The 14,221-nt window shown below is 66.4% G+C and carries 17 protein-coding genes and 1 pseudogene; 5 read left to right on the top strand and 13 right to left on the bottom strand.

Going from position 1 to position 14,221, the window contains the following annotated elements:
• Nucleotides 1–5: 5 nt before the first annotated feature.
• From paaD to paaA, 4 genes are all read right to left on the bottom strand, one after another.
• Nucleotides 6–476: a 1,2-phenylacetyl-CoA epoxidase subunit PaaD gene (gene paaD, locus BPET_RS09790; protein WP_050978321.1), complete on the bottom strand. Its 471-nt coding sequence runs from the start codon at nt 474–476 to the stop codon at nt 6–8.
• 38 nt (nt 477–514) lie between these two features.
• Entirely contained in the window at nt 515–1,279 is a 765-nt protein-coding gene (gene paaC / locus BPET_RS09785; RefSeq protein ID WP_012248846.1) for a 1,2-phenylacetyl-CoA epoxidase subunit PaaC, read from the bottom strand.
• A gap of 9 nt (nt 1,280–1,288) precedes the next feature.
• Nucleotides 1,289–1,573 carry a 1,2-phenylacetyl-CoA epoxidase subunit PaaB gene (paaB, locus tag BPET_RS09780; RefSeq protein WP_012248845.1) on the bottom strand — a complete coding sequence of 95 codons (285 nt, stop codon included), beginning with the start codon at nt 1,571–1,573 and terminating at the stop codon, nt 1,289–1,291.
• 64 nt (nt 1,574–1,637) lie between these two features.
• Nucleotides 1,638–2,627 (bottom strand): 1,2-phenylacetyl-CoA epoxidase subunit PaaA, encoded by a 990-nt coding sequence (paaA, locus tag BPET_RS09775; RefSeq protein ID WP_012248844.1) that lies wholly within the window; start codon nt 2,625–2,627, stop codon nt 1,638–1,640.
• Between the two features lie 172 nt (nt 2,628–2,799).
• Between paaA and paaX the strand changes: the two genes are divergently transcribed.
• On the top strand, nt 2,800–3,735 hold the full coding sequence (gene paaX / locus BPET_RS09770; protein ID WP_012248843.1) for a phenylacetic acid degradation operon negative regulatory protein PaaX: 936 nt from the start codon (nt 2,800–2,802) through the stop codon (nt 3,733–3,735).
• A 20-nt stretch (nt 3,736–3,755) separates the two neighbouring features.
• On the opposite strand, the gene BPET_RS09765 is transcribed toward paaX, so the two are convergent.
• Together BPET_RS09765 and orn are read right to left on the bottom strand one after the other, a co-directional pair.
• Nucleotides 3,756–4,376: an NAD(P)H-hydrate epimerase gene (locus BPET_RS09765; protein ID WP_012248842.1), complete on the bottom strand. Its 621-nt coding sequence runs from the start codon at nt 4,374–4,376 to the stop codon at nt 3,756–3,758.
• A 21-nt stretch (nt 4,377–4,397) separates the two neighbouring features.
• Nucleotides 4,398–4,943: an oligoribonuclease gene (orn, locus tag BPET_RS09760; RefSeq protein ID WP_012248841.1), complete on the bottom strand. Its 546-nt coding sequence runs from the start codon at nt 4,941–4,943 to the stop codon at nt 4,398–4,400.
• A gap of 47 nt (nt 4,944–4,990) precedes the next feature.
• Between orn and BPET_RS09755 the strand changes: the two genes are divergently transcribed.
• On the top strand, nt 4,991–6,250 hold the full coding sequence (locus BPET_RS09755; protein ID WP_012248840.1) for a M48 family metallopeptidase: 1,260 nt from the start codon (nt 4,991–4,993) through the stop codon (nt 6,248–6,250).
• Nucleotides 6,247–7,209, top strand: a complete 963-nt coding sequence (rsgA, locus tag BPET_RS09750; RefSeq protein ID WP_012248839.1) for a ribosome small subunit-dependent GTPase A — start codon at nt 6,247–6,249, stop codon at nt 7,207–7,209. Before BPET_RS09755 ends, rsgA begins: the two co-directional genes overlap by 4 nt.
• Before the next feature lie 7 nt (nt 7,210–7,216).
• Here rsgA and BPET_RS09745 read toward each other — a convergent pair.
• From BPET_RS09745 to rplS, 4 genes and pseudogenes are all read right to left on the bottom strand, one after another.
• Nucleotides 7,217–7,654 (bottom strand): annotated as a pseudogene (locus tag BPET_RS09745) (NUDIX hydrolase); the annotation flags it as partial.
• Between the two features lie 42 nt (nt 7,655–7,696).
• Nucleotides 7,697–8,871 (bottom strand): IS3 family transposase gene (locus BPET_RS09740; protein ID WP_085970191.1). Its coding sequence is split into 2 segments (ribosomal slippage): nt 7,697–8,622 and nt 8,622–8,871, totalling 1,176 coding nucleotides; the frame shifts between segments, so codons are not numbered across the junction.
• 32 nt (nt 8,872–8,903) lie between these two features.
• Nucleotides 8,904–9,239, bottom strand: a complete 336-nt coding sequence (locus BPET_RS09730) for a hypothetical protein (protein WP_050978224.1) — start codon at nt 9,237–9,239, stop codon at nt 8,904–8,906.
• 105 nt (nt 9,240–9,344) lie between these two features.
• A complete protein-coding gene (gene rplS / locus BPET_RS09725) occupies nt 9,345–9,725 on the bottom strand; it encodes a 50S ribosomal protein L19 (RefSeq protein ID WP_012248836.1) in 381 nt (126 codons plus the stop codon).
• A 472-nt stretch (nt 9,726–10,197) separates the two neighbouring features.
• Between rplS and BPET_RS09720 the strand changes: the two genes are divergently transcribed.
• Nucleotides 10,198–11,070, top strand: a complete 873-nt coding sequence (locus BPET_RS09720) for a DMT family transporter (RefSeq protein ID WP_012248835.1) — start codon at nt 10,198–10,200, stop codon at nt 11,068–11,070.
• Between the two features lie 29 nt (nt 11,071–11,099).
• Here the strand turns inward: BPET_RS09720 and BPET_RS25470 are convergent, their stop codons facing one another.
• Both BPET_RS25470 and BPET_RS09710 read right to left on the bottom strand, forming a co-directional pair.
• A complete protein-coding gene (locus BPET_RS25470) occupies nt 11,100–11,507 on the bottom strand; it encodes a hypothetical protein (RefSeq protein WP_012248834.1) in 408 nt (135 codons plus the stop codon).
• 13 nt (nt 11,508–11,520) lie between these two features.
• Nucleotides 11,521–12,702, bottom strand: coding sequence for a PA0069 family radical SAM protein (locus BPET_RS09710; RefSeq protein WP_012248833.1), 1,182 nt, complete (start codon nt 12,700–12,702; stop codon nt 11,521–11,523).
• Between BPET_RS09710 and BPET_RS26585 the strand changes: the two genes are divergently transcribed.
• Nucleotides 12,701–12,940, top strand: a complete 240-nt coding sequence (locus BPET_RS26585; RefSeq protein WP_151208952.1) for a hypothetical protein — start codon at nt 12,701–12,703, stop codon at nt 12,938–12,940. The genes BPET_RS09710 and BPET_RS26585 overlap by 2 nt on opposite strands.
• Here the strand turns inward: BPET_RS26585 and BPET_RS09705 are convergent.
• A complete protein-coding gene (locus BPET_RS09705) occupies nt 12,903–14,207 on the bottom strand; it encodes a sulfate adenylyltransferase subunit 1 (protein WP_012248832.1) in 1,305 nt (434 codons plus the stop codon). The two genes, BPET_RS26585 and BPET_RS09705, sit on opposite strands and share 38 nt — an antisense overlap.
• Between the last annotated feature and the right edge of the window lie 14 nt (nt 14,208–14,221).

Genomic DNA, 14,221 nt, shown 5'->3' with positions numbered 1-14,221 from the left:
CCTGCTCAGTGGGTCTTGAAATAGTCGAACGGTTCGCGGCACGCGCCACAGCGGTACAAGGCCTTGCACGAGGTCGAACCGAAATGGCTGACCAGCCGCGTGCGCGTCGAGCCGCAATGCGGGCAGGCCACCACCGGCTCGGCCACGCGGCGGCTGATGCCCGATATATCGATGGCGCGCTCGGCGGGCGCCGCGATGCCATAGCCCTTTAGCGCGGCCCGGCCTCGTTCGCTCATCCAGTCCGTCGTCCAGGCGGGCGCCAGGCGGGTTTCCACCCGCACCGCCGCCACGCCATGGCCGGCCAGCGTGCGCTCGATGTCGTGGGTAATCTCGCGCATGGCCGGGCAGCCTGAATAAGTCGGCGTAATGGTGACTACGCAGGTCGCGCCGTCCCAGGCCACCTCGCGCACCACCCCCAGGTCTACCACCGACAGCACGGGGATTTCAGGGTCGGGCACGCTTTCCAGCCACGCCATGACCTGGCGCGGGGTGGCGGGCGTGGGCGCGGCGCTGCTCACCAGACGGCTCCCGGATAGGCGCGCGGCAGCGATTGCATCTCGGCCAGCAGGTAGCTCAGGGCCTCGGTGTGCCGCCCCTGGCGCCCGCCCTGCAGCGCGGCATGGCCGGCCTCGTCCAGCTCGGGCATGGTCAGCGTGGCCTCGTCCAACACTTCGCGCACATGCGCCAACCAGGGCTCGCGCAGCGCCGCCAGTTCGCAGCCTACGCCGCGCGCGGCCAGGTCGCGATCGATGGCGTCGTCGATGAACAGCTCGCCCGTGTAGCGCCAGGCGGCCTCGACGGCCTCTTGCATGCGTGCATGGCTTTCCGGCGTGCCGTCGCCCAGCCGCACCACCAGGTCGGACGAACGCCGCACATGGTAGGTGACTTCTTTCAGCGACTTGGCGGCGATGGCCGCCACGCGCTCGTCGGCCGACTGCGCCAGGCGCTGCAACAGGAAGTAATGCCACACGTCGAAGAAAAACTGGCGCGCCAGTGTGTCGCCATAGTGGCCGTTGGGCCGCTCGACCAGCGTGGCGTTGCGGAACTCGTGCGCATGACGCAGGTAGGCCAGCGCGTCTTCGTCGCGGCCGGCTCCTTCGACTTCGCCGGCCAGCGTCAGCCACATGCGGGCCTGGCCCAGCAGGTCGAGCGCGGTGTTGGTAAGCGCCAGGTCTTCTTCCAGGGCCGGCCCATGGCCGCACCACTCCGACAGGCGCTGCGACAGCACCAGGGTCGTATCGCCCAGGCGCAGCAGGTATTCAAAAAAGGGCTTGTCCATGTCCGCGCCTTACATGTGCTTGATTTCGTCGGGCATGGGAAAGAACGTGGGGTGCCGGTACACCTTGTTGTTGGCCGGGTCGAACAGCGGTTCCTTGTCGCCCGGACTGCTCGCCACGATGTCGGCGGCGCGCACCACCCAGATGCTCAGACCTTCATTGCGCCGCGTGTAGACGTCGCGCGCATGGTTGATGGCCATTTCGGCGTCGGGGGCATGCAGGCTGCCCACATGCTTGTGCGCCAGGCCGTGCTGGCTGCGGATGAACACTTCCCACAGCGGCCATTCCTTGCTCATGATGCATATCCTTCAGGGAACGGGCCGCCGGCGCGGCCCGGAAAACCAAGATCGAAGCGGCGCGTCAGGCCGCCTTGCGGCGCGCCTGCTTCTCGGCGTAGGCGGCCAGCCCGTCGCGCACCCAGGCGCCGGCTTCGTGAGCCTGCTTGCGCGCGGCCAGGCGTTCGCGGTTGCAGGGGCCGTGACCCTTGATGACCGCGTAGAACTCGTTCCAGTCGATCTCGCCGAAATCGTAGTGGCCGCGCTCGGCATTCCATTTCAGGTCGGGGTCGGGCACGGTCAGGCCCAGGTATTCGGCCTGCGGCACGGTCTGGTCCACCATTTTCTGGCGCAGCTCGTCATTCGAGAACAGCTTGATCTTCCAGGCCATCGACTGCGCGCTGTTGGGCGACTCGGCATCTGACGGGCCGAACATCATCAGGGCCGGCCACCACCAGCGGTTCAGGGCGTCCTGGCACATGGCTTTCTGCTCGGGGGTGCCGTGGCGGCACATCTGGATCAGCAGATCGTAGCCCTGGCGCTGATGGAACGACTCTTCTTTGCAAACCCGCACCATGGCCCGCGCGTACGGGCCGTAGGAACAGCGGCACAGCGGGATCTGGTTGATGATGGCCGAGCCGTCGACCAGCCAGCCGATCATGCCGATGTCGGCCCAGGTGAGCGTGGGGTAGTTGAAGATGCTGGAGTACTTGGCGCGGCCGGTATGCAGGTCGTCGACCAATTCATCGCGCGACACGCCCAGGGTTTCGGCTGCGCTGTACAGGTACAGGCCGTGGCCGGCCTCGTCCTGCACCTTGGCCAGCAGGATAGCCTTGCGCTTGAGCGATGGCGCGCGGGTGATCCAGTTGCCTTCGGGCAGCATGCCGACGATTTCGGAGTGGGCGTGCTGCGAGATCTGGCGGATGAGCGTCTTGCGATAGGCCTCGGGCATCCAGTCTTGCGGCTCGATGCGCACGCCGTCGTCGATGCGGCGCTGGAAGGCTTGTTCCGGGCCGGTGAGCTGGTCGATGCTACGGACCTGCTTGACGCCAGTTTCGACAAGTTGTGCGTACATGTTCGTCTCCTGTGGGTCGCAGCCCGCCTGCAGCAAGGACGGACGCGCGCCGGCCATTCGCCGGGCCGAATATGAGACGATTATTTAATACACAAATTTAATTGTCAAACCTATTTTTGTATCACATTAGATATGTGTATCATGTTGATCATTGTCATATCTCCCACTATCCATGGCCAATTCGCCCTCTCCCATCGGCCGCCATATCGCCCGTCTGCTAAAGGAAGACCCACCGCGCGCCAAGTCGCTGTGCGTCAGCCTGTTGGGCGACGCACTGGCCTGCCACGGCGGCGCCATCTGGCTGGGGGGCATCATTGAATTGCTGGAGCCGCTGGGCATCAACGAACGGCTGCTGCGCACCAGCGTGTTCCGGCTGGTGGCGCAGGGCTGGCTGCAGGCCGAACGGCATGGGCGGCGCAGCCTGTACCAGCTGTCGGAACAGGGCCTGCGCCATACGGCGCATGCCTCGCAGCGCATCTACGTGGGACCCGCGGCCGACTGGAACGGCGAATGGACGCTGGTGGCCCTGCCCCGCCTGGGAAACAACGGCCTGGCCGAGCGCACGGAGCTGCGCCGCGAACTGGCCTGGGAAGGCTTCGGCATGATCGCCCCGGGGCTGTTCGCGCACCCGCAGGCCGACGCGCGCGCCGCGCATGACATCCTGGAAAAACTGGGCATCCCCGACAAGGCGCTGGTGCTGTCGGGACGCGATCTGGCCGGCGCGGGCGGCCTGCCCATCGCCAGCCTGGCGCCGCAATGCTGGAGCCTGGACGCGCTGGCGGGCCAGTACCGGCATTTTTCGCGCCAGTTCGGACCGCTGGAAAAACTGCTGGACGAGCCGCTCGACCCCGCCGATGCCTTCGCCACCCGCATGCTGCTGCTGCACACCTGGCGCCGCATCGTGCTGCACGATCCGCAACTGCCGGTGCCCATGCTGCCTGAACGCTGGCCCGGCCACGCCGCCCGCGCGCTGTGCGGCCAGATCTACTGGAAATTGTTCGACGCCTCGGAACAGCACCTGGACGCCGTGGCCGGGCGCGACAACGAACGCTATACGCCACTGTCGCCGGCCGTGTACACACGCTTCGGCGGCCGTCCGGCGGCCTAGCGCGCGCTGCGCGCGGGCGCTTATGCGAGCGCTACGCCCAGCGTGTCCAGATGCAATTCGCCGGCCGCCTCGCGTCCCGGGCCGGGCGCGCAAAGGCCGCGCGCGGCGCCAATAAAAGACAGGGTCCAGCGGGCCCGCAACGCACGCCCCAGGACGCGGCCGCTGTCAGCGTCTACGCCACTGGGCACATCCAATGCGAGCACCGGCCGGTTCCATGCATTGACAGCATCAACCAGCGTCTGCCAGGTGGCATCCAGCGGACGGTTCAGGCCAATGCCGAAGAGGCCGTCGATGACGACGTCGGGGGGATCGGACGGCAGGTTGGATTGTTCCGCTCCGCCTTGCGCGCGCCAGCCGGCATAGGCGCGCGCCGCATCGGGGGGCAAAGCCTGCGGACCGCGCGGCATCGTCACGCGTACGGTGTAGCCCGCGGCCAGCAGCCGGGCGGCCGCCACCAGCGCGTCGCCGCCATTGTTGCCCGGCCCCGCCAGGGCCAGCACGACGCTGCCCACGGGGAAACGCGCGGCAATGAAGCCTGCCGCCGCGGCCCCGGCCAGCGGCATCAGCGCGCGGCCCTGCGCCAGCGCCCGCTGCTCGGCCTGGCGAATCTGGAGAACGGAATAGCCGGACTCGGCGCGCATGCGGGCAGGTCTGGCGAGCGCCTACACTTTCAGGAAGTGCTCGCGGTAATACTTGAGTTCGTCGATGGATTCGTAGATATCGGCCAGCGCCTCGTGCTTGCTCTTTTTCTCGAACCCCTTGTACACCGCGGGCACCCAGCGGCGCGCCAGCTCTTTCAGCGTGCTGACGTCGAGGTTGCGGTAATGGAAGAAGCGCTCCAGTTCGGGCATGTAGGCGTACATGAAGCGGCGATCCTGGCTGATGGTGTTGCCGCACAGCGGCGACTTGCCCGCCGGCACGTGCTGCGCCAGGAATTCGAGCAGCATCCGCTCGGCCTGGGCCTCGGTCAGCGTGGAAGCGCGCACCTTGTCGATCAGGCCGCTCTTGCCATGGGTGGACTTGTTCCAGTTGTCCATGGCGTCGAGCAGGCTGTCGGGCTGGTGCACGACCAGCACGGGGCCCTCGGCCACGACCGTCAGGTCGGGCTCGGTGACCACTACGGCCACCTCGATGATGCGTTCTTTGGTGGGGTCGAGCCCGGTCATCTCCATATCGAGCCAGACCAGGCGGTTTTCGTTCGCAGCCATATAATTTGCCTTTAAAACACTGCATTTTCTCATAGCCGTCCCCCTCCGTGCCGCTGACACTCCTCACTCTCCTGTTTGTTTCCTTCCTGCTGGCCGATATCTGCGTGCGCCTGTGGCTGGCTTCGCGCCAGATCCGCCACGTGGCGCGCCACCGCGACCAGGTGCCGCCCGAGTTCGCGCCGCGCATCGGCCTGGCCAGCCACCAGCGGGCAGCCGACTACACCATGGCGCGCGTGCGGCTAGGCATGCTCGAGCGCGTCTACGACGCCGTCCTGCTGGTGGCGCTGACGCTGCTGGGCGGGCTGCAGGCCATCGACCTGCTGGTTGCGCAGGCTACTTCGAACGACCTGCTGCGCCAGTTGCTGCTGCTGGGTAGCGTGGCGCTGCTGCTGGGCCTGCTGGGGCTGCCCTTCACCCTGTGGCGGCAATTCAAGCTGGAGGCACGTTTCGGCTTCAACCGCATGACGCCGGGCCTGTTCGCGGCCGACCTGGCCAAGGGCGTTCTGCTTGCCTTGGTGCTGGGCGCGCCGCTGGCGGCCGTCATACTGTGGCTGATGGCCCAGGCGGGCAGCCTGTGGTGGCTGTGGGCGTGGGGCGTCTGGACAGCCTTCAACCTGCTGCTGCTGTTCATCTACCCCACCTTCATCGCGCCCCTGTTCAATAAATTCACGCCCCTGTCCGACCCCGAACTGGCCAGCCGCATCAAGCAGTTGGCGCAACGCTGCGGCTTTGCGCTAAACGGCCTGTTCGTCATGGACGGCTCGCGCCGCTCGGCGCATGGCAACGCGTACTTCACCGGCTTCGGCAAGTCGCGCCGCATCGTGTTCTTCGACACCTTGCTGGCGCGCCTGAACGCCGACGAAATAGAAGCCGTGCTGGCGCACGAGCTGGGCCATTTCGCCAAACGCCACATCATCAGACGCATCGTGCTGAGCTTCGCCGCCGCCCTGCTGTTCTTCGCCCTGCTCGGATGGCTGGCACGGCAGCCGTGGTTCTATGAAGGCCTGGGCGTGCTGCCGCGCCTGGACGGCCGCAACGACGCCCTGGCGCTGCTGCTGTTCTTCCTGGTGATCCCGGTGTTCACCTTCATGCTCACGCCGGTGGCCAGCTGGTATTCGCGCCGCGACGAATTCGAGGCCGACCGCTACGCCGCCACGCAGAGCTCGTCCGGCAGGCTGGTGTCGGCGCTGGTCAAACTGTACGATGACAACGCCGCCACTCTTACGCCGGACCCCGTGCATTCCGCCTTCTACGACAGCCATCCGCCCGCCGCCGTGCGCATCCGTCACCTGACGCAGGGCACATGAGTCTGCCGGGCCGCCCCAAGGGCGATTCCCGGCGCGCCGGGCCCGCGGGCGCCAACGCCGCCCCGCATCTGGAAGGCCGCATCGTCGCGGCGCACGGCCGCCACTATGTGGTCGAGTTCCCCGACGGCTCGGTGCGCCACTGCTTTCCGCGCGGCAAGAAAGCCGGGGCCGCCGTGGGCGACCGGGTGCGCGTCGCGCCGCAAGGCCGCGACGAAGGCGCCATCGACGCCATTCTGCCGCGCCGCAATCTGCTGTTCCGATCTGACGAAACGCGAACCAAGCAGTTCGCCGCCAACGTCGACCAGTTGCTGATCGTGGTGGCGGTGGAACCCACGTTTTCCGACGACCTGGCCGGACGCGCGCTGGCCGGCGCCTGGAGCGCCGGCATCGAGCCGCTGATCATCCTGAACAAAACCGACCTGTCCGCCGGACTGGCCGACGCGCGCGCCCGACTGGATTCGGTGCGGGCGCTGGGCGTGCCGGTCATCGAGCTCAGCGCGCACGACGCCACGACCGTGCGCGAGCGGCTGGCGCCGCGGCTGGCGGGCCGCACCACGCTACTGCTGGGGCAAAGCGGCATGGGCAAATCGACCCTGCTCAACGCGCTGGTGCCCGACGCCGATGCCCCTACGCGCGAATATTCCGCCGCGCTCGACATGGGCCGGCACACCACCACCACCACCCGGCTGTATCACCTGCCGGCGCCCGGCGGCGACCTGATCGACTCGCCGGGGTTCCAGGCATTCGGACTGCAGCATTTGTCGGGCGAAGACATTCTGCGCGGCTTCCCGGAATTCTCGCCGCACATCGAGCACTGCCGTTTCTACAACTGCACGCATCGCCACGAGCCCGGTTGCGGCGTGGTGGCGGCGCTGCAGGCCGGCGCCATCGACGCCAGCCGCTACGCGCTATACCGCCGCATTCTTGAAGAAAGCGAGGCCGCTCAGCAACGCTACTAAGCGTTTTTCAACGCCAGCCAGCATCGGCGGCCAGCCGCTGGCGCACCAGGTGGTACAGGTTGCGCAGCATGCCCGCCGTGGCGCCCCAGATGAAATGACCCTGCCAGGGCATGGCGTAATACTGCCGCTCGCGCCCGTCGGGCAGGGTCGCGCGGTACAACCGGTGATTGGCGGGGTCCATCAGGAAAGCCAGGGGCACCTCGAACACCTCGGCCACTTCGAACGAGTCGGGCGCCAGGGTGAACCCTGGCCGCACCAGCGACAGCACCGGCGTGATCGAGAACCCCGTGGAGGTCAGGTACGCCGGCATGCTGCCCAGCACGTCGACGAATTCGGTCGACAGGCCGGTTTCTTCCTGGGCCTCGCGCAGCGCGGCATCGATAGGCGTGGCGTCGGAGGTTTCCAGGCGGCCACCCGGGAAGCTGATCTGCCCGGCATGGTCGTACTGACGTTGCCCGCGAATTTCGGATCCCTTAACTGAGCGAGATTATGCCACCCGTTGGTTCTGGGCGGCGTACCAGTCCCGCTCGAATTGCATCGGGCTGACGTAGCCCAACGTCGAGTGCAAGCGCGAATGATTGTAGAAGCTCAACCAGTCGATTACCTCGTCCATCGCTTCGCGACGCGTTGCAAAGCGCTGGCCGAGGATGCGTGCACGCTTGAGCGATCCCCACAGGCTCTCGGTCGGTGCGTTGTCCCAGCAATTGCCTCGACGGCTCATCGAACTGCGCATGCCGTAGCCCTTGAGCAGGTCCTGGAAGTCATGACTGCAATACTGGCTGCCACGGTCACTGTGGAGGATCAGGCCCGCTTGCGGACGGCGGCGAAACCACGCCATACGCAGCGCATCAGACACCAGCTCCGTGCGCATGTGCGGCTGCATCGACCAGCCCACCACCTGACGGCTGAACAGGTCGAGAATGACGGTCAGAAACAGCCAACCCTCGTCCGTCCAGATGTACGTGATGTCCGTAGTCCAGACCTGGTCGGGACGCGCGGGAGAGAAGTCTCGTTGCAGCAGGTCCGGTGCGACCGGCAGGCTGTGTTTGCTGTCGGTCGTGACCTTGAACCGGCGTTTGGTCTTCGCCTTGATGCCGTGCAGCTTCATGAGCCGCTGGACACGATCCTTGCTGACGCGAATGCCCTGGACCAGCAGTTGCTTCCACACGCGCGGCCAGCCGTACTCGCCTTTGGATTCAGCGTGCACGGCCTTGATGTGCACCAGCAGAGCGTCGTTGCTGATGCGTCGGCGCGGTCGGTCAGTATCGACATCCCGCACCTTGCGCGCGTGGTAACCGCTGGGGCTGACACCCAGCACCTGGCAGCTCAGGGACACCGGCCATTGTCGGCTGTGAAGCTCGATCCAGGCGTACTTCATGCCGACACCTTCGCAAAGTACGCCGTGGCTTTTCCCAATATGTCGCGCTCCATCTTCACGCGTGCCAACTCCGCGCGCAGCCGGGCAATCTCCATCTGTTCTGGAGAAACCTGTTTGCCTGCGCCGTTCAGCTTCCCAGCGGCATCGGCCTTCACCCAGTTGTGCAGCGTCTTCGGGCTGATGCCCAGTATCTTCGCCACCGCCGCCATGCTCTGGCCGCCGCGGACCATGCGCACGGCTTCCAGCATGAATTCCTGCGTATATCGAGCTCTCGGATTACCCATCTTTCCTCCCTCCTTGCGTGAGTTTTACACACTCAGCAAGGGATCCATTTTTTGCGGGCAAGCTCATACAGGTGCGCCGAGCGCTGGGTCAGCATGACCCTCACGCCGTTGGCATGCGCCACCAGCGGAATCAGCACGGCGGCCAGCACCGGCGCGCCTTCGCGGCCCGGGTGCCGATATTCGGTGGACCCGAGAGCATCTTGCGGCCACGGACCGGGGCGGCTGAGCGCGCCGCGCAGCAGCTCGGGCGCGAGCCGTTCGGGCGGCACGGGGGCCAGGTCGGAATCGGCAGGCTGCCATACCTGCGCAGTGGGGTCGAACGGCGGCGCGACCGGAGGCCGGCGGGGGCGGGACGAAGAGTCAGGCATACCTGCTGCAGACATGAAAAAAGGCACCTTTACAGGTGCCTTTTTAACCCGGAATGCGGGCAAGCGCGGCAATGTCCAGCCATGGCCGGTGCCGCGCCCCGAAGATCAGGCCGATTTGGCCTGCTTGGTAACCAGCTTTTCCTTGATGCGCGCGGACTTGCCCGAGCGGCTGCGCAGGTAGTACAGCTTGGCGCGGCGCACGTCGCCACGGCGCTTGACTTCGATGCCGGCGATTTGCGGCGAGTACAGCTGGAAGGTACGCTCGACGGCTTCGCCCGACGAGATCTTGCGGACGATGAACGACGAGTTCAGGCCGCGGTTACGCTTGGCGATGACGACGCCTTCGTAGGCCTGCACACGCTTGCGGGTGCCTTCCACGACGTTGACGCTGACCACCACGGTGTCGCCAGGGGCGAATTCGGGCATGGTCTTGTCGCCGGTAAGGCGCTTGATTTCTTCCTGTTCCAGGACGGCGATGAGGTTCATGTGAACTCCGAGATCATCGTGCCTTGCGGTGGTTTTACGCTTGGATGACTGGCGGGGCCGGCCATGCTTGCTGTGCGCAAGGTAGAGGATGAGGTTTGGTAAACCCGGTATTCTACATCAAAACGGGGGTTGGGGGCTCTTAAGGTGGGGTTCTTAAGAAGCCCCGTGGGCGCCGAGGCCTGCGCGGGGCGGTGCACGTGCGTCGGGCTCGGGCGCATGCAGGCGCCCTCGGCCTGCTGCGCAGGCTACCCCGCCGCCCAACGCACCGCCCCGCGCAGGCCTCGACGCCCACGGGGCTTGCTTTGGCGAGTGCTTCGCGTCGGCGAATGCTTTGCGTCGGTGAGTGCTCTGCGTGGCCTGTATTCGGCAGGAAGTGGTCAATGCAGGAAACCGACCCCATTTAAGAGTACCCTTGAGGGCTTGCTGTGTCACAAACCCGTCACCTGCCCTCTTCCACGGCTGCTGTCCCCACATGTCTTATACGTCCCTGATTTTAGTCATCCTGGCGGCGATGGCGCATGCCAGCTGGAATCTGCTGGCCAAACGGGCGGCGATGGTGGGGCCGGTGTTCGTATTTGCCTATGGGCTGTGCGCCGTGCTGGTGTATGCCCCGTGGGTCATCTGGATTCTGCTGCACGAGGGTATGGCCTGGACCTGGCCGGTGGTGTTGTGCATTGTGGCGTCTGGCGCGTTGCATCTGGGCTACAGCTTGTGCCTGCAGCGCGGCTACCAGGTGGCGGACTTGTCTGTCGTGTATCCCATTGCGCGCGGCACCGGGCCGCTGCTGTCAACGACGGGGGCCTTTCTGCTGCTGGGCGAGCCGGCCACTGCCAGCGGCATAGCCGGCATGCTGTGCGTGGTCGGCGGGGTGCTGCTTATTGCCACGCAGGGGCGCCTTTCATTGTTCCGCCAGCCTCAGGCCTGGCTGGGAGTGCGGTGGGGCGTGGTAATCGGCCTGTTCATCGCCGCCTACACAGTGGTGGATGCCTATGGCGTCAAAGTGGTGCTGATCATGCCGGTGCTGTTTGACTGGTTCACGTGTGTCACCCGCACCGTGATAATGGGGCCACACATCATGCGGCGGCGCGCCGAAAACTGGCAGGCCATGCGCGGCTATTGGCATCTGGCGCTGGCCGTGGGCGTGCTGTCGCCGCTGGGGTATATCCTGGTGCTGTACGCCTTGCGCAACGGTGCACCCTTGAGTCTGGTGGCCCCGGCACGCGAGATGTCGATGATGCTGGGCACGCTGGCAGGCATGTTCCTGCTACGCGAAAAAGTGGGTGTCGGCCGGCTGGCCGGCTGTGCGGCGATTCTGGTGGGAGTGGTGCTGCTGGGGTCCAGCTAGGCAGCGCGTTCAGCCGCTGCGCCCCTGCCCTAGAAGCCTGCCGCCGCGCCCAGCCACATCAGACCGGGAATCAGCGCGCCCCACATGCCCACCAGCAGGATATCGACCACCATCTGGCGCGCGGTCACGCCCTGCTGGACGGCCTGCGCGGCCGTGCCCAGCGACTGGCTGTGCGCGGCTTGGGTGTCCATTGCCAGCGTATCGCGGGAACCGGCGGCCGGCGTGGCGGGCGACGCCGGGGCCGGCTGGGCGGGACGTTGCGCCTGCGGCACGGCGCCCGGCAGATGCCCGCGCGACAGGCCCGACGAGAACGGCCACTTGGCCGGTTGACGCAGCACACCGCTAGCGGCTTGCGCCAGCATGCGCGGCAGCCATGCCGGCAGCCGCGAGGGCGAGAGGGTGGCAACGGAATCAGGGGCGAGCGTGGCGATGGTCATGGTGAGGCTCCGTTCAGAATAACGATAACTGCGGGGCGGGCTGCGACAAGGCGGAACGGCCGGAGGGCCCCGCCCCCTGGGCAGGGCTGGCAGGCAGCACCGGCGGCAAGGGCGCCCGGAACAAGTGGGTGGCCAGTTGTGGCCGGGTGGTGTTCAGGCCCAGCTTGCGCACCGCCAGATTGAAGCGCTGGCGCAGCAGGTCGGCCCACAGGCCGGTGCCGCGCATGCGGGTGCCAAAGCCGGGATCGTTGCGCCGGCCGTTGCGCAGGTCTTCGATGCGGTGCAGCACGCGCTGGGCGCGGTCGGGGTAATGGGTATGCAGCCACTCTTCGAACATGGCCCGGACTTCCCAGGGCAGGCGCAGCACGGTGTAGCTGGCGTAGCTGGCGCCCGCCTGGCTGGCTTCGTGCAGGATGTGTTCGAGGGATTCGTCGTTGATGAACGGGATGACGGGCGCCACCAGCACGCCCACCGGCACCCCGGCGTTGGCCAGCGTGCGCACGGCCTGGATGCGCCGCCATGGCGCCGAGGCGCGCGGCTCGAGCGTGCGCGCCATGTCGGTGTCGAGCGTGGTGACGCTGACGTATACGGTGACCAGGTGCTGTTCCGCCAGGCGTTGGAGCAGGTCGAGGTCGCGTTCGACCAGAGCGTTCTTGGTGACCAGCGTGGCCGGGTGGCCGGTTTGCAGCATCAGTTCGAGCATGCCGCGCGTCAGTTGCCACTGGCGTTCGATGGGCTGGTAGACGTCGGTGGCCGAACCGATATTGATGGGAGACACCCGATAGCCGGGGCGGGCCAGCTCGGCCCGCAGGACATCGACCGCGTTGGCCTTGGCCACCAGGCGGGTTTCAAAGTCGAGGCCGGGGGAATACCCCAGGTAGGCGTGGGTGGGCCGGGCGTAACAGTACACGCAGCCATGCTCGCAGCCCCGGTAAGGGTTGACGGCCACGTCGAAGGGGATGTCGGGCGAGTCGTTGCGCGAGAGCAGCTTGCGGGCCTGCTCGGGCTTGACGGTGGTTTTCAGGGCCGGCTGGGTCGGTGCATCGCCAGGGGCCCAGCCGTCGTCGGCAGGCGCGCGGTCGGTTTGCTGGAAGCGGTGCCGAACATTAGTAACCGCTCCCCGGCCGCGCAAGGCGGCGGGGGCGGCAGCCGGGGACCCAGAACCGGCGGAAAAAGCGTGATCGGTGCGTTCCATGAAAGTACTGTACAAAAAACCAGTACTTTCAGCAAGCCCCTTGTGCCTTGAACAGGCGACGTCCCACTTTACCGCAAGACGCGCCGGCCGTCTGGAGAATTCATTTCATGCTCTGGAAATCGGCCATAACTCATTGTTTTTATTGTATTTTGCCGAAAAACAACAAGCCGCCGCCGAGCCTCCGGCGACGGCTTTAGCACTTAGCGCAGCATGCCGGCGGCAGCCGTCTGGTGCGTAGCCTCATCGATCAGGATGAAGGCGCCGGTGGCTGGCGCATCAGCGTAGCGATCGACCGCCAGCGCTTCGCGCGTGGTCAGCGTGACGCGTCCGATTTCGTTCATGGCCAGCGCGCCGCTCGCGTTGTCCACCTCTTGCAGCTCATGAATATCGCGTTGGGTCAGCACATCGCGGATCTTTGCCGAGGTCAGTCGCGTGCCATGCTTGAGCAGATACTTGCGTGCCGGATTCAAGGCCTGTGCATCGAGCCAGCACAGCTCGGCCTCGAACTCGCGGCCGACACGCGCCGGCGCGGCGGCGTGCGACAACACATCGCCGCGCGACACATCCACGTCGCGGTCCAGCACCACGGTCACTGAATCGCCCGCGACAGCCTCTTGCACCTCGTGATCAAAAGCCAGCACCTGCTGCACGCGCGCGGTCACGCCGGAAGGCTGGATCACGATCTCGTCGCCGGGGCGCAGCACGCCGCTGGCCACGCGGCCCGCATAGCCGCGGAAGTCGTCGGCGCTGGCGCCGCCGTGGCGCGCCACCCATTGAACCGGAAATCGCAATGGCTGCGACGGCGCAGCCTCAGCCTCGGCCTGGCCCAGTTGCTCGAGCAGGCTGAGCAGCGGCGGCCCGTCGTACCAGGGCGTGCGAGCTGACGGGTTGACCACGTTGTCACCCTCCAGCGCCGACAGCGGCAGCACATGAAACTGCGCGATATCCAGGCGCCGCGCCAGCTCGGCATAGGCGTCGCGAATGCGCTCGAACACGGCGCGATCCCAGCCGACCAGGTCCATCTTGTTAATCGCCACCACGATATGGCGAATGCCGAGCAGCCGGGCGATCGTGCTGTGCCGCTTGGTCTGCGGCAGCAAGCGGCCGTCGGCGGCGCGGGTGGCGTCGATCAGGATGATGGCGGCATCGGCAGTCGAGGCGCCGGTGACCATGTTGCGTGTGTACTGCTCATGGCCCGGCGCATCGGCCACGATGAACTTGCGCAACGGGGTCGAGAAATACCGGTAGGCCACGTCGATGGTGATGCCCTGCTCCCGCTCGGCCTCGAGGCCATCGGTCAGCAACGCGAAATCGATGCCGTCGCCCGCCACGCGTTTGTACTTGGCGCGCGCGATGGCGTCGAGCTGGTCGGCGAACACGCCCTTGCTGTCGTACAGCAGGCGCCCGATCAGCGTGGACTTGCCGTCATCGACCGAACCGGCCGTGATCAGGCGCAGCACGCCATTGTCGGCGCCCGAAAGAAAAGAGTCGTTCACAGCGTTCATGGAAATGTCCGGTG

Origin of the sequence: Bordetella petrii (genome assembly GCF_000067205.1) — a bacterium.
Taxonomy (GTDB): domain Bacteria; phylum Pseudomonadota; class Gammaproteobacteria; order Burkholderiales; family Burkholderiaceae_B; genus Bordetella_A; species Bordetella_A petrii.
Note: the sequence above shows the minus strand (reverse complement) of the source record. Positions and strands in the feature narration are given on the sequence as shown.